Raw genomic sequence first — 21,316 nt, 5'->3', positions numbered from 1 at the left:
AAAAGTTTAATCTGTTTCGCTCATCGCGTTTCTTAACATTTAACTGTTAAGTAATTGACTGGTTTCTATTCTCTGTTCAATTTTCAAAGACCCTGTCGCTCCAAGCGACTTTTATATAGTAACATTTTTGTTTCTTCTTGTCAACAATTTTTTAAAATCTTTTTTAAAATCTTTGTCAACTTATTTGTCGTTTGTTTTGACGACATGTGTTATTGTATCATACTTGTCCAACGATATGTCACACCCATATTTTATTATACCTAATTAGCTATTAAAATCTCCCACCTTCTCGTTATTTCTCTATATTTAACGTATAGACACATCCGAGTCTGTTGAAGGGAATTTAACCTGTTATCATATAAAAAAAGCCAGCATCTCGCTGACTTTTTAACAACTTATTAATTACAATCCGTTTATTATTTCTTTAAACTTATTTCCTCTAACTTCAAAATTAGGGAACATATCAAAACTTGCACAAGCCGGAGACAAAGTTACAATATCTCCTTCCTTTGCTTCACCCCTTGAAACCTTTATCGCTTCTTCAAAAGATTCTACCATTATAATGCGAAGCTGAGTATTGTTTTTTTCTATCACCTTTTCAAATGCTTCCTTTATTTTATTTTTGGTTACCCCTAATAGTATTAGTGTTTTTATATATGGATATCCTTCTTCTGCTAAAACATCAAAAGATATCTTTTTGTCATATCCACCAGCTATCAATATCACAGGTCTTCCAAAGGCTTTCAAACCCGCTAGTGTTCTAGTTGGGCTAGATGCTATTGAATCGTTATAATATTCAACTCCATTTAATTCCCTTATAAACTCCATTCTATGTTCCACACCTGCAAATGTGGTAGCTACCTTTTTCATAGTTTCTAATGATACATCTTCATACACACAAGAAAATGCTGCTAATAGATTTTCTATATTATGCATACCCTTCAACTTCACTTCATTTTTAGAGCATACTTCTTTTCCCATAATATAGAGTTTATCGCTATAATAATATGCTCCTTTATCTACTTTATTGCTTATACTAAAAAGAAAAACCCTCCCCTTTGCTTCATTTACCATGCCTCTAGTAATGCTATTATCTCTATTTAAAACCAATAAATTATTATTTGTTTGATTTAAGTATATATTTTTCTTTGCATTTATATATTCTTCCATACCATTATGCATATCTAAATGATTAGGTGATAAATTTGTTATAAGCGCTACTTCCATATTTTCATGAATAGTCATAAGTTGAAAACTTGATAATTCTAAAACTACTCTATCTTCTTTACTAATTTCTTCTATCTTAGAAAATAAAGGAGTTCCTATATTCCCTCCTACCCATGTTTTATAGCCTTGTTCACTTAACATTTTATATATTAGCGTTGTAGTAGTAGTCTTACCATCACTTCCTGTAACTCCATATATTTTTCCAGGGCAATATTTTATAAACTCTTCCATTTCTGACGTTATATATGCACCTTCACGCTTAGCATCTAATAGTTCAGGGCTATCTATTCGCATAGATGGAGTTTTAAATATAACTTCATATCCTTTAAGCTTTGTTAAATAATCCTTTCCAAGAACTAGTTTTACTCCTTTTACCTTTAAGTTTTCTACTATTTCTCCAAGTTCAGCTTCGCTTTTTTTATCAAAAGCTGTTACCTTAGCATTCAATTTTACTAATAAATCTATTAATGGCCTATTACTTACCCCTATTCCTACCACAGCAGTTTCTTTTCCTTCTATAAATTTCTTAAACTCTTCAAATTGTTTATTCATTATTTACCTCCATGGATAATTTCTATATTAAATTATATCACTTTTTTTATTCTATAATTATATGTCCACAATCAATTTAATGTCAAAATATATACAAATTTATATAAAATTCAGCAGCAATCCGTGTCGAAATTGTTAGAAAATACTTAATTTAAAGACTTTATTATCAGGTATTGCAAAATTATATATATATGCTATACTAATATTGTGCCGTAAGGAAACATTAATATAATTCCCCAAGTTTTAATTGAACATATAACATATCCCCATGATTAAACCCTATAATTGCCGGAGTTATTCCGGCACTTTTTTTATTTAATTTTATATATTATTCTTTATTATATCAATATAAATCAAAAGCTACGACGAATGTCGCAGCTTTTTTGAATTATATATTAAAATTTAACTTTTTCTGAAATGAAGTTAATCAGCTCATCAACTTTTATTCTATGCTGTTCCATAGTATCTCTATCTCTTATTGTAACAGTGTTATCTTCTAAAGTATCATAATCTATAGTTATACAATAAGGAGTTCCTATTTCATCTTCTCTTCTATATCTCTTTCCTATACTTCCTGCTTCATCATAATCTACATTAAACTCTTTTCTTAACATATCATAGATCTCTGTAGATTTATCGGATAATTTCTTTGTTAATGGTAATATTGCAGCCTTAAAAGGAGCTAATGCTGGATGTAAATGTAGTACTGTTCTCTTATCTCCACCTTCTAGTTCTTCCTCATCATAAGCATCTACAAGAAATGCTAGTGCAACTCTATCTGCACCTAAGGAAGGCTCTATGCAATAAGGAACATATTTTTCATTAGTGGTTGGATCTAAATAAGTCAAATCCTCTCCCGAATGCTTCATGTGCTGTTTCAAATCATAGTCAGTTCTATCAGCAACTCCCCATAACTCTCCCCAGCCAAATGGGAATAAGTATTCTATATCAGAAGTTGCATTGCTGTAAAATGAAAGTTCTTCAGCAGAATGATCTCTCATTCTTAAATTTTCCTTATTCATGCCTAAGTTTAATAGGAAATTCCAGCAATAATCCTTCCAATATTTAAACCATTCCAAGTCTGTTCCTGGCTCACAGAAGAATTCTAACTCCATCTGCTCAAATTCACGAGTTCTAAATGTAAAATTACCTGGAGTAATTTCATTTCTAAAGGATTTACCTATTTGGGCAATTCCAAAAGGCACCTTCTTTCTAGAAGTTCTAAGCACACTTTTAAAGTTTACAAATATACCTTGAGCAGTTTCTGGTCTTAGGTATATTTCTGATTTAGCATCATCAGTTACTCCTTGAAATGTCTTAAACATAAGATTAAACTTTCTTATATCTGTAAAATTCTTTTCGCCGCACTTAGGACATACTATATTATGCTTATCTATATATTCTTTTAACTCTTCATTAGTCCATCCATCTGCACTGGCTACTTCCGCACCTTGCTCTGTCATATGGTCTTCTATTATCTTATCCGCTCTAAATCTTGCTTTACATTCTTTACAATCCATTAAAGGATCAGAAAATCCCCCAACATGGCCTGAAGCTACCCATACTTCCCTATTCATTAATATAGCTGCATCTAATCCTACATTATACGGGCTTTCTTGAACAAATTTTCTCCACCAAGCCTTTTTTACATTATTCTTAAATTCCACTCCCAAAGGACCATAATCCCAAGAATTTGCAAGACCTCCGTAAATATCTGAGCCAGGAAAAACAAATCCCCTATTTTTACATAACGCTACAACCTTATCCATGGTTTTTTCAATAGCCATATATATTCCTCCTTTAATTTAAAATATAAAAAAAGACTCTACCATAAAGGGACGAAAGTTTCTCTTCCGCGGTTCCACCCTTTTTGGCACAGCCCTGCTTTTCTAATCCTTACACTCCAAAGTTCCATTCATAATAAAACCTTAACTATTCCCACCAACCATAGTCTCTCTTAAAAAACTTTATTACTACTCCTCTTTTTCATTGTGCATTATTAAATTACTATATATTTTATCAGATGCATATCATTTGTCAATGCATTTCCCAAAAAATAAAAATGGCTCCGCGAAAAGGATTCGAACCTTCAACCTATCGGTTAACAGCCGAGTGCTCCACCGTTGAGCTATCGCGGAATATCATTTGATATTATTATAACATATTTTTTATTAATTTCAACTGCTTTTATAAATTTTTTCACAAAATTATGGGAAATCATGAAGTAATTTAATGAAAAATATATGATAACAAAATTAATATAAAAAGTCTATCAAATAAACTTTCTATATTAATTTTCACTTATCATATATTATTTATTATTAAAAAAATTACTTTATATTTTTTTACTACTGATTGTTCATTGGCTTCATAGTTGGAAATAATATAACATCTCTTATAGATGCAGAATTTGTTAAGAACATAGTCATTCTATCTATACCTATTCCAAGTCCACCAGTTGGAGGCATACCTATTTCTAGAGAATTTATAAAGTCATCATCCATCATGTAAGCTTCATCATCTCCTAGTTCTCTTTCCTTAAGCTGTTGAACAAATCTTTCCTTTTGAACTATAGGATCATTCAACTCTGAATATGCATTACACACTTCTCTGCCATATATAAATCCTTCAAATCTTTCAGTAAATGCTTCATTTCCTCTCTTTTTCTTAGTAAGAGGAGAATTTTCTACTGGATAGTCTAATACAAAGGTAGGCTGTATTAACTTAGTTTCACAAAATTCTTCAAATAACGCTATAAGAACATCTCCCTTAGTACACTCACTAAGATTCTTCTTAAACTCTAGGTGCTTTTCTTTTGCAATAGCTCTTGCTTCTTCATCATCTTTAATAGCATTATAATCAATACCAGCATATTCCTTTACTGCATCTACCATAGTAACTCTTCTCCATGGTGGAGTGAAGTCTATTTCTGTTTCTTCATACATTACCTTTGTAGTACCAAGAACCTTTTCGCACACATAAGCCATCATATTTTCAGTAATTTCCATCATATCATTATAATCTGCAAACGCTTCATATAATTCTATCATTGTAAATTCTGGGTTATGTCTTACACTTATTCCTTCATTTCTAAAGTTCTTACCCATTTCATACACTTTTTCAAATCCGCCTACTATAAGTCTCTTTAAGTAAAGCTCTGTAGCTATTCTTAAGTACATATCTATATTTAGGGCATTATGATGAGTGTTAAATGGTTTTGCTGCAGCTCCTCCAGCTATAGGTGAAAGTACAGGAGTTTCAACTTCTAAGTATCCCCTATTATCCAAAAATTCTCTTATAGACCTTATAATAGCCGTTCTTTTCATGAAGGTATCTCTAACATCTTGATTTATAATTAAATCTACATATCTTTGTCTATATCTTAAATCAGGATCTTTAAGACCATGCCACTTTTCTGGAAGCGGTTTTAAAGACTTTCCAATTAACTGAAAATCTAATATGTGTACAGATACTTCTCCTGTTTTTGTTTTAAATACAGTCCCCTTTATAGAAACCCAATCACCTATATCAAAAGTCTTATACTCTTTTAACTTTTCTTCACCAACATCATTTATCTTTATATATAATTGAAGTTTACCATATCTATCATGAATATCAGAAAATCCAGCTTTCCCATGAACTCTCTTAGACATCAATCTCCCTGCTACAGTAACTTCTTTTCCCTCTAACTCTTCATAATTTTCCTTAACTTCCTTTGAGGTATGAGTTCTTTCTACCTTATATACATCAAAAGGATCCTTGCCTGCAGCTTGAAGATCAAAAAACTTTTGTCTTCTTTCTTGAATAAGCTGATTAAACTCTTGTTCCTCATTTACTAAATTCTTTTGTTCATTTGACATTTTTTTCATTCCTCCATTAACTTCTTCTTACTGACAAGACTTCGAACTTATTTACACCATCAGGAACCACAACCTCTACCATATCTCCTGGCTTTTTACCAATTAAAGCCCTACCTACAGGAGACTCATTGGAAATCTTGTTTTCTAGCGGATCCGCTTCTGCTGAACCTACTATAATATATTCTACTTCTTCATCAAATTCAAAATCCTTAACCTTTACTATAGTACCTACATTAACGGTATCTGATGGCACTTCGCTTTCATCTATAATACTAGCATTCTTTAGCATATTTTCAAGTTGCATTATTCTTCCTTCAACAAAAGCTTGTTCATTTTTAGCTTCATCATATTCGGAATTCTCACTTAGATCTCCAAAGGAAATCGCTACTTTTATTTTTTCAGTTATCTCTTTTCTTTTTACAGTTTTTAAATACTCTAATTCTTCTTCTAATTTTCTAACACCCTCATAAGTCATTATATACTTCTTTGAATCGCTCATTTTATTCTCCCCTTTAATTTTGCTAAATGCTTTTTTATATATTATTATGATTATACCTAATTTATGCAAAATATATGTAATTCTGTCACTTATCCAATCATTTAAGTAATTATAAAACAGCATTAAATCAATGTCAACTTTTATCCAATGACTTTATTCCATTCTCAACTCTTCTTTATATTGAAGTAATATATCCAATACCCTTTGTGATTCCTTCTCGTTATTTATCATATTTTTTATGTTAGTACAGTTTTTTAATCCCTTTATATACCAAGATACATGCTTTCTCATTTCCCTTACTGCCTTATGTTCACCATGATAGTAAATCGACCTTTTAAAATGTTCAACACACATATCTATTATCTCAGAAGATGTAGGATACGTTACTTTTTCTCCGCAAATTTTTTGTTTAACCTGTTTAAATATCCATGGATTTCCTAAAGCGCCTCTTCCTATCATTATACCATCACAACAAGTTTCTTCTTTAATTCTTAAAGCGTCTTCGGCAGTAAATACATCTCCATTTCCTATCACTGGAATGGAAACCGCCCTTTTTACTTCCCTTATTATATCCCAATCCGCTTTTCCTTCATACATCTGCTCTTTTGTTCTCCCATGAACTGTTATAGCATCTACTCCTGCTGACTCAAGTTCCTTTGCAAACTCCACAGCATTTATATTGTTCTTATCAAATCCTTTTCTAAACTTAGCAGTAACAGGCTTATTGGTTTTATCTTTTATAGCCTTAATAATAGACGCTGCTAGTTTAGGGTCCCTCATAAGAGCTGAACCATCTCCATTCTTCACTATTTTAGGAGCCGGGCATCCCATATTTATATCTATAAGGCATATATCATCATTTTGATTAAAATATTTCTCACATATATCTGCCATTATATTTGCCTCGTGTCCAAATATTTGTACAGCAATCGGCAGCTCTTTTTCATCAAACCTAAGCATTTCCTTTGTATTTTCACTTTCATAATAAAGCGCTTTTGCACTTATCATTTCAGTATATATAAGTCCTGAGCCCATATCTTTACACAATCCCCTAAAGGCAATGTCTGTAACTCCTGCTAAAGGTGCTAAAAAAACACTATCTTCAAAACTTAAATTTCCTATTTGCATGAAGAAATTAGCTCCTTATTTTTTTCATATATTAATCTTAATCCCTCTAGAGTTAGAAATGGGTCTATTTCATCTATACATTTTGTTTCTTCACTTATTAACTTAGCTAATCCGCCGGTTGCAATTACGTATGGATTTTGCTCTCCAATTTCAGTCATTTCTTTTCTCATCTTTTCAACTATATACTCTACTAATCCGCTGTATCCATATATTATTCCAGCCTGCATACTTGTTATAGTAGTCTTAGCTATTACAGATGACGGTTTCACTAATTCAACTCTAGGGAGTTTTGCTGCCCTTTGGAATAGTGCTTCTGAAGATATCTTTATACCTGGACATATGGTTCCCCCTAAATAGTTACCTGATGCAGTTAGTGCACAAAATGTTGTAGCAGTTCCAAAATCTATTATTATAGCAGGTCTATTAAATTTTTCATGAACTGCTACGGCATTTACTATTCTATCTGCTCCAACTTCCTTAGGATTATCATACTTTATATTAATTCCCGTCTTCACCCCAGGTCCTACAATTATAGGCTTTATTTTAAAATACTTCTGTATCATATGTTCTACAGAATACATGATATTAGGAACTACAGAGGAAATTATAACTCCTTCCACATCACAAATATCTAAATTATTTTGCACAAATAATTGTATAACTTGTATGCCATATTCATCTGCTGTTCTTATAGAATCGGTGGACAATCTCCAGTCTGCAATTAGCTCTTTTCCATTATAAAGACCTAATACCATATTAGTATTACCGGCATCTAGAACTAAAATCAAAGTTAATCACCACTTTCTTAAAATTCATATTATGTTATGTGTATATTGTGTAGTTATTGACGTTTACATACACACAATTATAAGTTAAAAAAGAGCATCTGTAAATTATAAAGTCCAGATACTCTACGGCTTTAACAATAATTACTTTAATTTTTTCATAAAATCAATACTATCTACTATATACCTTATATGTATACCTTCGCCTATTTTATTTCTTTCGTCCCATGCAGTAACCTTGAAAAATAACTTTTTCCCCTCTATCTTATCAAGCACCGCCTCACATTTAACCCTCATATCTTTCGGAGTAGCCCTTATATGATCTACATCTACCTTTATTCCCACTGTTGTAAGTTCAGAGTTCAAATGTAACCCCACTGAACTCTTTGCTGTACTTTCCATTAGTGCAATCATAGCCGGTGTAGCAAATACAGGCAAGTCCCCAGAGCCATAAAAAATTGCAGTATCTCTATCTGTAACTGTTATTTCAGCAACTGCGCTTATACCTTCCCTTAAATTAAAATCCACTTTATCATCCCGCTTCTGTATAAAATTTTATAACAATAAAATTATTATATCACTAAACCCAAATACTTGGTAAATAATTTAAAAAACAGAGGTAATAAACCTCTGTTTAATCATTAATTATTATTAAATATTTCTTCGAATTCATTTGCTTCAAGTTTTTCTCTTTCTAATAGAGCTTTAGCTACAGCATGAAGCTTACTTATATTTTCTCTAAGCAATGTTTCAGCTTTATTATATCCACCATCTATAAGCTCTTTTATTTCCTGGTCAATCTTAAATGCAACTTCTTCACTATAATTCTTAGCCTTACCTATATCTCTCCCTAAGAACACTTCATCATGACCACTTCCAAAAGCTATAGGTCCTAATTTTTCACTCATGCCATAGTCCATAACCATCTTTCTAGCTATAGTACTAGCCCTATCTATATCGTTTTTAGCTCCAGTGCTTATATCTCCTATTATGAGTTTTTCAGCTACTCTTCCACCAAGTAAGCCTACTATCTCATCTAAAAGCTTCGACTTTGACATATATGAACTATCCTTTTCAGGAAGATGCATAGTATATCCACCAGCCATTCCTCTAGGAACTATGCTGATTTGATGAACAGGGTCTGCATGAGGTAAAAGTTTCATAACTACCGCATGGCCTGCTTCATGATATGCAGTAAGTCTCCTGTCATCCTCATCAATTACTCTACTTTTCTTTTCCGGTCCAGCTATTACTCTTGTAACAGCTTCCTCCAACTCATCCATACCTATTTCTTTTTTATTTTGCCTAACCGCTAAAAGCGCAGCTTCATTCATTAAGTTTTCTAAATCTGCTCCTGTAAATCCTGGAGTTCTTTTTGCAAGAACATCTAATTTTACTTCCTCTGAAAGAGGTTTGTTTTTTACATGTACTTTTAATATTTCTTCTCTTCCCTTTACATCTGGAGCCCCTACTACAATTTGCCTATCAAATCTTCCAGGTCTTAATAACGCAGGATCTAATATATCAGGTCTATTGGTAGCTGCTATCATTATGATACCTTCATTAACTCCAAAACCATCCATCTCTACTAGTAATTGATTAAGAGTTTGCTCTCTTTCATCATGTCCCCCACCGAGACCTGCACCTCTTTGTCTACCTACAGCATCTATTTCATCTATAAAAATAATACAAGGTGAATTCTTTTTTGCTTGATCAAATAAATCTCTTACTCTAGAAGCTCCTACACCTACAAACATTTCTACGAAATCTGAACCTGAAATACTAAAGAAAGGAACTCCAGCTTCACCTGCAATAGCTTTAGCTAGTAATGTCTTTCCTGTTCCAGGAGGTCCTACAAGTAAAACTCCCTTAGGTATTCGCGCTCCCATTTCTATATATCTTTTAGGTTGCTTTAAGAAATCAACTATTTCAGCAAGTTCTGCCTTTTCTTCATCTGCTCCCGCCACATCACTAAATGTAACCTTTTTTCTATCTGGTGCAGCCATCTTAGCCCGGCTCTTACCAAAATTCATTACGTTTCTATTGCCTCCGCCACCTTGTGATTGTTGCATAAACATAAACCAAAACACCACAAACATAAGTATTACCAAGGCAGTAGGTAGCCAATTTAGCCACATGGGTGTTCTTGCTGGAAGTGCATATTTTTCTATCACTTCGCCGTTTTTATCATGTGTACTCACAAATTCATTAAGTCTTTCAAACGGAACTATAGTTTCATATTGAGTACCATTTTTTAAGTTACCCACAACTGTCATTTTATCTTCTTTAACTTCAAAACTTTTTATTTCATTGTTGATCCAGTGCTTTTGGAATTGATTAAAATTAATTGCTGTTGCACTCTCATTAGTTCTTGCCAAGAATAGCGCAGCAAAGATGACCATTATAAAAACTATAACCCAGGCCGTTGCACTTGAAAACTTTTTATTCATTCCTGGCCCCCCTCTCTTTGTTGTTATATTGTAAAATTGTATCATATCAAATATTTATTTACAATAATATTAGTAGTAATTATTTATAAATTTCTTCCTTTAATATTCCTATAAAAGGAAGATTACGATATTTCTCTGCATAATCTAATCCATACCCAACTAAGAAGAAATCTGGAACTTCAAAACCCATATATTTTGCATTTATTTCAACTCTTCTTCTTTCAGATTTATTTAAAAGACAGGCTATTTCTATACTAGATGCTCCTCTTCCCTTAAGATAATCCACTAGATATCTTAAGGTAATTCCTGAATCAATTATGTCTTCTATTAACAGAACATCCTTTCCTTCTATTTCAAAATCTAAATCTTTTAGTATTCTCACAACACCTGAAGTACTTGTAGAGTTACCATAGCTAGAAACAGCCATAAAATCCATAATACATGGTACTGTTATTTCCTTCATTAAATCGGCCATAAATGGAACTGAACCTTTTAATACTCCTATAAGCATTAAATTCTTATCCTGATAATCCTCACTAATTTCTCTACCTAATTCTCTTATCCTTCCCTTAAGCTTCTCTTCACTATAAAGTATTTCTTCAATGTCTTCTCTCATGTTTACCACTTTTCTTCCTCGCTTTCTAGTTTTATTTTAAGTATTTTATTTGTAGTTTTATCTACTTTAAATTTATCACTTATTCTATAACCTACAATCCATGCTATTTCTTTCCCAACACATATAATAGGTATATCGTCTCTTATAGATTTAGGGATTTTTAAATCCATAAATATATCCTTTAATTTTTTAGTACCTTTCATACCTAAAGGTTGAAATTTATCTCCTTCTTTTCTATATCTAAGACTTATATTACCATTAACCTTTTGATAATCGAAGTATTGTTCCAATGAGTTCTCTTTTACCCTTTCAAGAAAGTTTTTATCTAATATATTTGCTTCAATATTAAATTTACCTATCTTGTTCTTTTCATTAAGATGTATTTCGTAAATTCCTAAGTCTCTTTTTATTTCATTTTTATTTTCTTTACTTAATATTATCTCTCCATAATTATTTAAAGCTCTTATACCTCCTGGAAGTTCAATTCCCTTTCCAGTATTTCCCTTTTGTAGCGATATTACATACTCTACATGTACCCTTTCAAAGTTAACAAGATTTCCTTTAACCACTTCAACTGCTTTTCTAATCATTCTACTAAGCAATGCCTTATGTTCATTAAATGCTTCACTTTTAATTTTAACTTTATTTGGAGTCATAATGCAATATTTTCCAAAAAAATCTTTAGACTTTTTTTCCATAAAGTCATTATCAACTTTTATATTTTCTCCAAGCCTATTAACTACCTCTATTATATGCGAATTAAAATTTTCTTTTATATAAGGAATTAACTCCAATCTAACTTTATTTCTACTATATATATTTTCAAGATTTGTTTTATCTATTCTTGGATTAATATTGTTTTTATCACAATAGTCTTCTATCTCATCTCTAGTAATCTTTATTAAAGGTCTTATGTATATCCCATCTCTAACAGGTTTTATGCCCTCAAGCCCTTCGAGTCCAGTTCCCCTTATTATCCTCATAAGTATGGTTTCACATTGGTCATTGGCATTATGAGCTATAGCTATTTTATTTGCATCTAATTTGCTAAAAAGTTCTTGAAAAAAAGAGTATCTCGCTTCTCTTCCAGCCATTTCTGAAGATATTCCCCAAGTATTGGATAGCTCATCAATATTAACTCTTTTTGAGTAGAACTCAATATTATTCTTCTCACAAAACTTCTTCACGTATTCTTCATCTTCATCTGCATCTTTTCCTCGAAGTCCATGATTTAAATGAGCAGCTATAATATCTATAAAATATGTATTCCTCAAAGTATTTAAAATATGTAAAAGGCACATAGAGTCCGGTCCCCCAGAAACACCTACGATTATTTTCTCCCCTTTGTTAAACATTTCATTTTCCTTAATAGTCTCTATTATCTTTTGTAGCATTTTTAACCCTTCCTTAAAAAACTAATATGGATAATTATATCATAAATAAAAATTTAAAAACTAGAATCCCTACAACTAATAAAGGATTCTAGTTTTTAATCAACTTAATATAAATTGTAAACCTTAGAAACCACAACAGTCATGTCATCCTTTATTTTGCCTTTACTTAATTCCTTGGCTCTTTTTATAATATTGTTAGAAAGTATTTCAGGATCGTTTGTATTGTCCTTACTTAAATATTCTACTAACCAATCTGCTTTGCCTGCTTCTTCATTATCATAATCAAGCACTCCATCACTAACCATTATTATCATATCACCATTTTTAACTTGTTTTTTTATTATTTCTGTATCTACCTTTTCTAGCACACCAATAGGAAGACTTTTGCAATCCATTTTTTCAATTTTATTTTCCGATTTGATTAAAGTTGCTGCTGCTCCTACCTTTATAAATTCAGCTTCGCCTGTATATAAATCTATAGTATTTAAATCTACAGTAGAGAACTTTTCATCCTGTGAAAAATTAATAGTCATAAGTGAGTTTATTGTATTTATAGCCGTTAGTTTACTAAATCCAAGCTTTACAAACTTATTTATCAAATCTACTGCTGCAGAACTTTCCTTTCCTGCCTGAGGACCTGAACCCATTCCATCACTTATCATAGTTAAATAAGTTCCATTATCAACCTTTTGATATAAATAACTATCTCCATTATGTTTTTCTCCATCTTTACACAATCTAGATACATACGAAGCAACATGAAACTTAGGAGTCTCTTCTAATGTAAAGTTACACGTATTATCTTTAGGATTTATATTACATCCATCATCGCTTACACTCATAATCTTACCAGTAATTGAGTTAATTAGAGGTAAAATATCTTTAACACATTTTTGAGTTCCTCCGCAAGCATCCATCGTCATATTTACGAGCACTCTTCCATCATTATCATTGTAACAAAAAACATCCTTAAATTTAATGTGATTTTTATTTAAAATCCTTGTTATATCATTTTCCATATACTTGTTAAATTGCGTACTTGAATCCATTTCTTCAACTATTTCATTTACAGCAACTGAAATATTGCCGATTTGATTAGATAAGAACTCCCTGCATTCCGCCAATCTCTTTCTCCACATTTCGTTCATTATATAACTTTTTACTATTTCTTCAGTATTTTTTATAAGAAGTGATCTTTTTATACATTTCCTTTCTATTTCATAAGGTACTTTTTCTCTTTTATTTTGATAATTATCTATTAACTCTCCAAATGCTGAGTAGGTATAGAAACTTTCCCTCTTCCAACACATAGATTTCATATTACAATTACTGCATACTCTATCTGCTAAGTTTTCTACTAAAGCACTACTCTTAACCTTCATTTGAAGTTTGTCATTATCTGCAAGTCCTGCTAGAGTAGTAGACATGTCCATTAATAATCCAGAAAAGTCCGTTAGCTTTGAGTTGAAAATCTCCTTAGTTTTGCTTATATAATTTTCCTTTAGATTCTCCTGTTTTCTTTCCCAATCCAATTCTAATTCTAATCTATTATAAACTTTTGATGGTATAACATAAAATACTACTAAGGAAATTAAAGCTTCTTGAAGTTGAAACTGAACTCCTATATCAGAATATAATTTTAGTATTAAAAACACTACCATATAAGGTATCCCACTTGCTATTTTACCCATCTGTTTAAAAACCCCTGCAGTAAGTCCACATAATCCACACATTCCAGTAAATGCAACCATATTATTGGTTGAAAGACCTATTATGGTCCCTATTGCAATTCCGCAAGAAGCTCCTGCACTACTACCTTTCACATAACCTACTACTAATATAAAGGAAAGAGCTAGTATGTTTCTTAAGGATACCCCATAAATATTAATGCCCCAGGTTCCTGAAATAATAAGTGAAGCTGTTACAGCCATGCTTATTATTTCTTCACTATTATAAAGATGTTTAGTTTTTAATTCTTTTACGCATACAATAGAAAACTTCATAATATAATATATTGGAAAGAGAATTGCCGTTTGAATTACAGCATTCAAAAGAGCAATGGAAGTAGTAATGTTAAGAATAACTTTACCGTATAATGCAACATTTAAAAATAGCAATATAAATGTAATAATTATCCTTTTATCTGATTTTATCTTATTAGATATGTAGCTTAACATCGTTATAACAATTATACTACATAAGTAAACTCCTATATCCTTCACATTATTATATATAGATAAATATCCAACTAGCGTCCCTAGTGCAGACAACAAAAATATATTCTTATTTTCAAAAATAAAGCATAATAAAAATGCAATTCCAAAAGGTGCCATCAAATTAACCATAAGTACTCTACTTATAAAGAAAGCTGCAATAAAATATAAAACTAACTTTAAAGAAGTAGAACAATAAAATGCCTTTCTATTATTTGTATCCTTATTAGATTTTTTGATTCTTTCATACGGAAATATATTTACCCCATATTGCATTATTCCCACCACCCTATATTTTTTCTCAAAATTATTATATCAAAGACTTCTGGAATTAATTGTCATAAGGTGATAGGTATCTCTAGCTTTTTTAGGACATTTATCTGCTTTATTTATTGAAAAGAAATATTATGTGTATTTTTCTTCAATACTTTTACACTTTCGCACATAGAAATATATAAAATAAATATTTTTATGTAAAAATATGGTATTAAAATAATGTAAAAAATAAAACAACCTATAAGTTATAACTTATAGGTTGTTCTGGTAGCGGAAATAGGACTTGAACCTACGACACTTCGGGTATGAACCGAATGCTCTAGCCAGCTGAGCTATTCCGCCATATAAAATTTGGTTGCGGGGGCAGGACTTGAACCTACGACCTTCGGGTTATGAGCCCGACGAGCTGCCAACTGCTCCACCCCGCGTCATTTGGTGCCGAAGACCGGAATCGAACCGGTACGGGCTGTTAGGCCCGCAGGATTTTAAGTCCTGTGCGTCTGCCAGTTCCGCCACTTCGGCATATTAAATTTAGGTAATTGGTAGCGGAAATAGGACTTGAACCTACGACACTTCGGGTATGAACCGAATGCTCTAGCCAGCTGAGCTATTCCGCCATGTTAAATTTGGTTGCGGGGGCAGGACTTGAACCTACGACCTTCGGGTTATGAGCCCGACGAGCTGCCAACTGCTCCACCCCGCGTTATTTGGTGCCGAAGACCGGAATCGAACCGGTACGGGCTGTTAGGCCCGCAGGATTTTAAGTCCTGTGCGTCTGCCAGTTCCGCCACTTCGGCACATAAGCTTTTGCCGTCTCACGACATAAATTATTATATCCCACGCTTCTACATATGTCAACACTTTTTTTTAAAAAATATAAAAGAGGCTGTAAAGCCTCTAATTTACTAGTAACTGGAACTCTTTCTGTATCCTCTACTTCTTGAGTCCTGATTCTTTTTTACATCTTGAAGTCTTTCTTCACTATCCTTTAAGAATTTCATCATTCTGTCTTCAAAATCCTTAGGTGATGGCTTTTCCTTTTCTCTCTGCCAATCAATTTCCATAGGTTTCACTGATTTTCTTTGTGGTGTCGCCTGCTTTATTGATAAACTTATTTTACCACTTTCATCTACAGAAATTACTTTAACCTTAACTGTCTCTTTTTCTTTTAGATAACTTCTGATATCTTTCACATAGCTATCTGAAACTTCAGATATATGCACCAATCCAGTTTTGCCTTCAATTTCAACAAAAGCACCAAAATTAGTGATGTTTACCACTGTACCCTCTAGTATGTTTCCTGCCTTTAAGGTCATATTAAAAAAATTCCTCCTTAAAATAAATGTATAATAAATTTAAATTATAACTATTTGTTGCTTATTACAGGAATTTCTCCCTCTTTTATAAGATTCAGTTTTTCTCTTGCTAGCTTTTCAATATACGAATCACTTTTGGACATCTTAACCTCATCTTGGAGCTTTTGATTTTTTTCCTGTAGATTTTCAAGTTCGACTTTTCTTTGAATAACTTGCTTCTTTATATTGCCTATTATAATTTGTTGATTTACAAAAATATAACCTGCATATATAAATAAAAGGAAAAATAATAACTTTTTAAAATTCACATTCTTCTTCATAGATAAAAAATAATTCCTTTCTTAATTATATTTTATCCCTTTATTATATTCTAATGTGATTTTAATGTTTCTTCAAGTAAATTTTATAATTTAACATTATTTTTTTCTTTTAATAGTGTATAACAAAACATCAGCAGGAAACAATAGGATGTTTTTAGAAACTCTTAAAAGTTTACCCACACTTCTCAGTATTTTGTATTCTATAGATAAAATTACTTTACTTAAAAATCTCAAATATACATATATGCCCAATGCTATTAGTAAATAAACGTAAAATCCTATATATGCATAGTTTGTAAATAGTAAAAATATAAAGACTACTATACTTGAAAATATCCAAAATAGCATGTCTTCTATGAATGTTATTATTTTATTAGTTCGTTCAAATCCTCTTATTATTCTATAAATATCAAATAGCATTCCCGTGAGGACCCCTGAGATAAAGCTGAATATTACCAATTTTAATTGATGACTAATAGAAATTAACATACACTACCTCTACTTAAATAGTTTTGAAAGTAACTTTTCTTTTTCCTTTTTATTTTCTTTATTCACATATATACAAGAATTTACTATACCATTTATAATAACATCTCCATTTTGTACATCTAGCTTATTCATCTTTAGTCCTTCCCCTTTTATATTTAAAGTCCCAAGTGATGTATTTAGTATTATCTGATCTTCATTAAAGCTTACAACCTCTACCACGCCACTTAAAGTTAATCTTTTTCTATTTTCTAAATTTAAACTGCTTTTTCCCTCTATCTTAATTTCCTTTTTTTCCATACAATTCACCTCCAACTTTTATAATATTATATATGCTTTTTTTTAATTTTATAGTACAAAAATAAGGCAGAGAATATATAAATACATTCTCTGCCTTATTTTTATTAACCCTCATTATTCTTCTGTATCTTCTTCCCCAGCCATAATTTCGTACATGCTTTTAGCATTTTCCTTACTTACATGTTCTGCAACATTAATTATGCGAGCCTTCAAGGACTTATCCGCATACTTTATTTCAATGATATCATTTTCTTTTATATCTGTACCAGGTTTAGCAACCTTATTATTTATGTATACTCTTCCATTTTCACAGGCTTCTTTTGCAACAGTTCTTCTTTTTATTATTCTTGAAACCTTTAGATACTTATCTAATCTCACTTGCTCCCCTCCAATAATGCAAAAAACCTAGATTTTCACCCAGGTTTTTATGAATATAAATACATTTATTATTTATTAACTTTATCTTTAAATTCCTTACCAGCTTTAAATACTGGAACTGTTGATTCAGGTATCTGTATTTCTTCTTTAGTTTTTGGGTTTCTACCAACTCTTGCTGCTCTTTCTCTTGTTTCAAAAGTTCCAAATCCCACTAACTGAACCTTTTCACCTTTTTCTAAAGCTTCTTCAACACTTTCTATAAATGCCTTTAAAGCAACCTCTGCATCCTTCTTAGTTAGTTTAGATTTTTCAGCCATGCTTGTAATTAATTCTGATTTGTTCACCTTTGTTTACCTCCTTAAATATGAGTATGCTATAAAGTAGCATATTCTTCGTTAATTTAAAAATTCCTTCTTTTTTATTGCAGTTTTTTAAGAAAAAGCTATTTTTGTGTTTTTGCTTCCTCCCATAATAAGTCCATTTCCTGCAACGTCATGTTTTCTAATTTTAAACCTTTATTAATCGCCGTTTGTTCAATATGATTAAAACGATTAATAAATTTATCTATAGTATAATTTAATGCAAACTCGGGGTCTATGTCAAGAAATCTTGCTACATTTACCACAGAAAATATTAAATCTCCAACTTCTTCTAGTATTTTTTCCCTATTATTATTTTTATATACATCTTTTACCTCATAAAATTCTTCTTTTACTTTCTCAAATGCATCCTCTATTTTATCCCAATCAAACCCTACCTTCGCAGCTTTTTTTTGAACTTTTTCAGCCCTTATAAGCGCAGGCAAGATTTTTGCTATATGTTTCATTTCTTCTGTATAGGTTTTGAATCCCTTTTCTTTCTTCTTTATTTTATCCCAATTATACAGTACTTCATCTGAATTTTCTACATCTACTTCTCCAAATACATGTGGATGTCTATCTATCATTTTATTACATATAGATTGTATTACATCATTTATATTAAAAAATCCTTCTTCATTTCCTATTTCAGCATGAAATACAACTTGAAGTAATACATCTCCTAATTCTTCTATTAACATATCATCATTTTTATTTTCTATAGCTTCTATAACTTCATAACTTTCCTCTAAAAGATATTTTTTAAGACTTTCGTGAGTCTGTTCTCTGTCCCAAGGGCATCCACTTTCTCCTCTTAAAGTTTTCATAACTTCTAACAAATCATAAAAATCCTTATTATTATTTAAATCCTTAGGAATATATACCGATGTTAAATAATCTATTTCTTCTTGTCTATCCAACTCATACAAAGGAATTTCTCTAACTATCTCTAAGTCTTTCACCCCTGCTGCTCTTATAAAATATATTTTTGTATCATCCTTATAATAATCGAGTAAGGCTAATTTTATTTCAGAAGCTATAAACTTATTATAAACTTGAGTTATTATAACCCCACTTCTTTTATCTAATAGTTGATTATTTATATCAAATGCATCTATAATTTTAATACCTTCTATAGGATCTATCGTTAGACTTTCCATAATTGCATCAACAAAACTCACTGCAGGAAGTAGATCATATTCTACATTAAGATTTTTACACTTTTCTATAAGAATGCTTACAGACTTCTCAGCAACCAATGGGTGTCCTGGCACGGCATACACAATCTGTTTGTATTTAGAATGGCTTATTATAAGTTCTTCCGCTATAGAGTTATAAACTTCATCAAAACTTTTACTATTTTCATACTTATCGTCAAAAGTACTATATGCTATGTTCAAATCATCAAGATACTGCACAGTAGGATGCTTAAAGGTTCTTAAAAATATCTTTTCTCCACTTTTCAAAGTTTCTATTGCACCCAAGGTTAAAGCATTTTTATCTCCTGGACCTAAGCCTATGATTTTTATCATTACAATTCTCTCCTTTTGTCTCCTCTTAGTCTTTCTCTTACGTACTTATAGCTCATTATTTTAAATATTATAACCAGTATACTATATATTAACAACCCAGAAAATATCGATATTATACATGCAAGTCCGTTACTAAGAAATATATTAAAACTTTTCTCATATATAAATATTACTGCTATTGTCATTAAAACTGCCGCATATGCTGGTTTTATTATTATATCATAGTAATTTATGTTAATGCCTAGAGACTTTTCTAAAGTTCTTACATTCATAATTGAAGATATGATATATCCTACTGTGGTACCTATAATTGCTCCATATATATTTATATAGGATATTGGAACCAACATAAATGTAATTATAAATTTTATAATACATCCAACCATCAAATTTCTTACTGGTACTCTATATTTATCTACGCCCTGTAAAATAGATGTAGAAGTTTGAAATATTACTATAAACGGTATTGAAATAGATAAATACCTTAGTATAGGATACCCCTCACTATGCCCTGGAAATACCAGCGATAAAATTGGTTCTGCTAAAACGAAAAGGCCTAAAAATGATGGTATTGCTACAACCATGGAAAATTTCATAGCAGTTTCTATCTTGCTTATAAGCTCGCCTCTTCTATTAAGTATAAAGCATTCAGTTATTATAGGTACTAAGCTTAAGCATAGTCCCATAGATACCGTTAAAGGTACATTAACTAATACAAATGCCTTGCCAGTTAGTTGTCCATATAGTATAGTTGCTTCCTTTCCACTCAATCCTGCCTCTAAAAGCTTTCTAGGCACCAAAAAAGAATCAATTAAGCTCATTATACTTATAACCGTAGCTCCTACAGATATAGGTATAGCTGTTAATAATAATTTGTTTAATACTTCTAGATTGCTTCTCACTTTTCTTATCTTTAATTCCTTTTTTACTTTGGTATATTTATAAAATAGATATATCGTTCCAAATATTCCTCCTGCTGTTGCTCCAAAAGCTGCCCCCCCTGCTGAATATTCTATTCCCTTAGGTAAAAGCAGTATAGCAAGCCCTACCCCAAACACTACCCTTCCAGCTTGCTCTATAAGCTGCGACCATGCAGTGGGAGTCATATATTGAAGCCCCTGAAAAAAACCTCTAAATGCACTCATTAGCGAAATAAACATAGGCGCTAATGCTATCCCTAATAAGGAATAATATGATTTGGCTTCCCAGCCGAAAACATTTACCAATCTCTTAGAAAAAATTAAAAGAAAAGCTGTAAATCCTCCCCCTATTATAAACATTACTAAAATGGACTTTCTGAACACTTGGATAATTCCTTCCATGTCTTGAACTGCTCTTCTTTCTGATATTAATTTGGAAATAGCTACAGGTATTCCAGATGCCACAGCAATAAAAAAAGTATATAGCGGATATGACATTTGATAATACCCAATTCCCTCATCCCCAATTAGCATTATTAGCGGCCATCTAAAAAATATACCCAAAAACTTTGCTACAAGCCCTGCAGTTGCTAGTATAAATGTACCTTTTAACAAAGAATGTGTTTTCATTTCCCCAACCTCTCTGAAATCATTCTAACTATTATTTATTTTAGTTTTACAAATATTATTACTTTTATTGAATAT

The 21,316-nt window shown here is 31.4% G+C and carries 19 protein-coding genes, 7 tRNA genes and 1 other annotated feature; all 26 genes read right to left on the bottom strand.

What is annotated here, in order from left to right:
* Positions 1-402 precede the first annotated feature (402 nt).
* Complete coding sequence (gene murD, locus JOC70_RS17555; protein WP_204600164.1) at positions 403-1,779, bottom strand: UDP-N-acetylmuramoyl-L-alanine--D-glutamate ligase; 1,377 nt, start codon at positions 1,777-1,779, stop codon at positions 403-405.
* Positions 1,780-2,174: 395 nt separating this feature from the next.
* Positions 2,175-3,566, bottom strand: a complete 1,392-nt coding sequence (locus tag JOC70_RS17550) for a glycine--tRNA ligase (RefSeq protein ID WP_035311622.1) — start codon at positions 3,564-3,566, stop codon at positions 2,175-2,177.
* A gap of 44 nt (positions 3,567-3,610) precedes the next feature.
* Positions 3,611-3,778: a binding site (T-box leader), on the bottom strand.
* Positions 3,779-3,842: 64 nt separating this feature from the next.
* Positions 3,843-3,917, bottom strand: a tRNA-Asn gene (locus JOC70_RS17545).
* Positions 3,918-4,127: 210 nt separating this feature from the next.
* Positions 4,128-5,639 carry a lysine--tRNA ligase gene (gene lysS, locus JOC70_RS17540; protein ID WP_204600163.1) on the bottom strand — a complete coding sequence of 504 codons (1,512 nt, stop codon included), beginning with the start codon at positions 5,637-5,639 and terminating at the stop codon, positions 4,128-4,130.
* Between the two features lie 16 nt (positions 5,640-5,655).
* Entirely contained in the window at positions 5,656-6,138 is a 483-nt protein-coding gene (gene greA / locus JOC70_RS17535) for a transcription elongation factor GreA (RefSeq protein ID WP_204600162.1), read from the bottom strand.
* A 153-nt stretch (positions 6,139-6,291) separates the two neighbouring features.
* The gene (gene dusB / locus JOC70_RS17530) at positions 6,292-7,266 is read right to left on the bottom strand and encodes a tRNA dihydrouridine synthase DusB (protein ID WP_204600161.1); all 975 of its coding nucleotides are present in this window, start codon (positions 7,264-7,266) and stop codon (positions 6,292-6,294) included.
* Positions 7,257-8,054: a type III pantothenate kinase gene (locus JOC70_RS17525; protein WP_204600160.1), complete on the bottom strand. Its 798-nt coding sequence runs from the start codon at positions 8,052-8,054 to the stop codon at positions 7,257-7,259. Before JOC70_RS17525 ends, dusB begins: the two co-directional genes overlap by 10 nt.
* Positions 8,055-8,195: 141 nt before the next feature.
* On the bottom strand, positions 8,196-8,579 hold the full coding sequence (locus tag JOC70_RS17520; protein ID WP_035311627.1) for a thioesterase family protein: 384 nt from the start codon (positions 8,577-8,579) through the stop codon (positions 8,196-8,198).
* Positions 8,580-8,692: 113 nt separating this feature from the next.
* Entirely contained in the window at positions 8,693-10,501 is a 1,809-nt protein-coding gene (ftsH, locus tag JOC70_RS17515; protein WP_204600159.1) for an ATP-dependent zinc metalloprotease FtsH, read from the bottom strand.
* A 79-nt stretch (positions 10,502-10,580) separates the two neighbouring features.
* On the bottom strand, positions 10,581-11,117 hold the full coding sequence (gene hpt / locus JOC70_RS17510; RefSeq protein WP_204600172.1) for a hypoxanthine phosphoribosyltransferase: 537 nt from the start codon (positions 11,115-11,117) through the stop codon (positions 10,581-10,583).
* 2 nt (positions 11,118-11,119) lie between these two features.
* Positions 11,120-12,511 carry a tRNA lysidine(34) synthetase TilS gene (tilS, locus tag JOC70_RS17505; protein ID WP_204600158.1) on the bottom strand — a complete coding sequence of 464 codons (1,392 nt, stop codon included), beginning with the start codon at positions 12,509-12,511 and terminating at the stop codon, positions 11,120-11,122.
* Positions 12,512-12,615: 104 nt separating this feature from the next.
* The gene (spoIIE, locus tag JOC70_RS17500; RefSeq protein ID WP_204600157.1) at positions 12,616-15,000 is read right to left on the bottom strand and encodes a stage II sporulation protein E; all 2,385 of its coding nucleotides are present in this window, start codon (positions 14,998-15,000) and stop codon (positions 12,616-12,618) included.
* Between the two features lie 265 nt (positions 15,001-15,265).
* Positions 15,266-15,342 (bottom strand) — tRNA-Met (locus JOC70_RS17495).
* 10 nt (positions 15,343-15,352) lie between these two features.
* Positions 15,353-15,428, bottom strand: a tRNA-Met gene (locus JOC70_RS17490).
* 5 nt (positions 15,429-15,433) lie between these two features.
* Positions 15,434-15,522 (bottom strand) — tRNA-Leu (locus JOC70_RS17485).
* A gap of 18 nt (positions 15,523-15,540) precedes the next feature.
* Positions 15,541-15,617 (bottom strand) — tRNA-Met (locus JOC70_RS17480).
* Positions 15,618-15,627: 10 nt separating this feature from the next.
* A tRNA-Met gene (locus tag JOC70_RS17475) sits at positions 15,628-15,703 on the bottom strand.
* Between the two features lie 5 nt (positions 15,704-15,708).
* Positions 15,709-15,797, bottom strand: a tRNA-Leu gene (locus JOC70_RS17470).
* A 108-nt stretch (positions 15,798-15,905) separates the two neighbouring features.
* Positions 15,906-16,316 carry a S1 domain-containing RNA-binding protein gene (locus JOC70_RS17465; protein WP_204600156.1) on the bottom strand — a complete coding sequence of 137 codons (411 nt, stop codon included), beginning with the start codon at positions 16,314-16,316 and terminating at the stop codon, positions 15,906-15,908.
* Positions 16,317-16,366: 50 nt separating this feature from the next.
* Positions 16,367-16,636, bottom strand: a complete 270-nt coding sequence (locus tag JOC70_RS17460; RefSeq protein ID WP_204600155.1) for an FtsB family cell division protein — start codon at positions 16,634-16,636, stop codon at positions 16,367-16,369.
* Positions 16,637-16,732: 96 nt separating this feature from the next.
* A complete protein-coding gene (gene yabQ, locus JOC70_RS17455; protein ID WP_204600154.1) occupies positions 16,733-17,125 on the bottom strand; it encodes a spore cortex biosynthesis protein YabQ in 393 nt (130 codons plus the stop codon).
* 9 nt (positions 17,126-17,134) lie between these two features.
* The gene (gene yabP / locus JOC70_RS17450) at positions 17,135-17,422 is read right to left on the bottom strand and encodes a sporulation protein YabP (protein ID WP_035306883.1); all 288 of its coding nucleotides are present in this window, start codon (positions 17,420-17,422) and stop codon (positions 17,135-17,137) included.
* Between the two features lie 114 nt (positions 17,423-17,536).
* Positions 17,537-17,800: a S4 domain-containing protein gene (locus tag JOC70_RS17445; protein ID WP_204600153.1), complete on the bottom strand. Its 264-nt coding sequence runs from the start codon at positions 17,798-17,800 to the stop codon at positions 17,537-17,539.
* A 68-nt stretch (positions 17,801-17,868) separates the two neighbouring features.
* Complete coding sequence (locus JOC70_RS17440) at positions 17,869-18,144, bottom strand: HU family DNA-binding protein (protein ID WP_035306879.1); 276 nt, start codon at positions 18,142-18,144, stop codon at positions 17,869-17,871.
* Positions 18,145-18,242: 98 nt separating this feature from the next.
* Positions 18,243-19,691 carry a bifunctional methyltransferase/pyrophosphohydrolase YabN gene (gene yabN / locus JOC70_RS17435; RefSeq protein WP_204600152.1) on the bottom strand — a complete coding sequence of 483 codons (1,449 nt, stop codon included), beginning with the start codon at positions 19,689-19,691 and terminating at the stop codon, positions 18,243-18,245.
* Entirely contained in the window at positions 19,691-21,241 is a 1,551-nt protein-coding gene (locus JOC70_RS17430; protein WP_204600151.1) for a putative polysaccharide biosynthesis protein, read from the bottom strand. The genes yabN and JOC70_RS17430 overlap by 1 nt, the downstream gene beginning before the upstream one ends.
* Positions 21,242-21,316 lie beyond the last annotated feature (75 nt).

The organism is Clostridium pascui (assembly GCF_016908015.1).
GTDB classification, from domain to species: Bacteria; Bacillota; Clostridia; order Clostridiales; family Clostridiaceae; genus Clostridium_AK; species Clostridium_AK pascui.
Note: the sequence above shows the minus strand (reverse complement) of the source record. Positions and strands in the feature narration are given on the sequence as shown.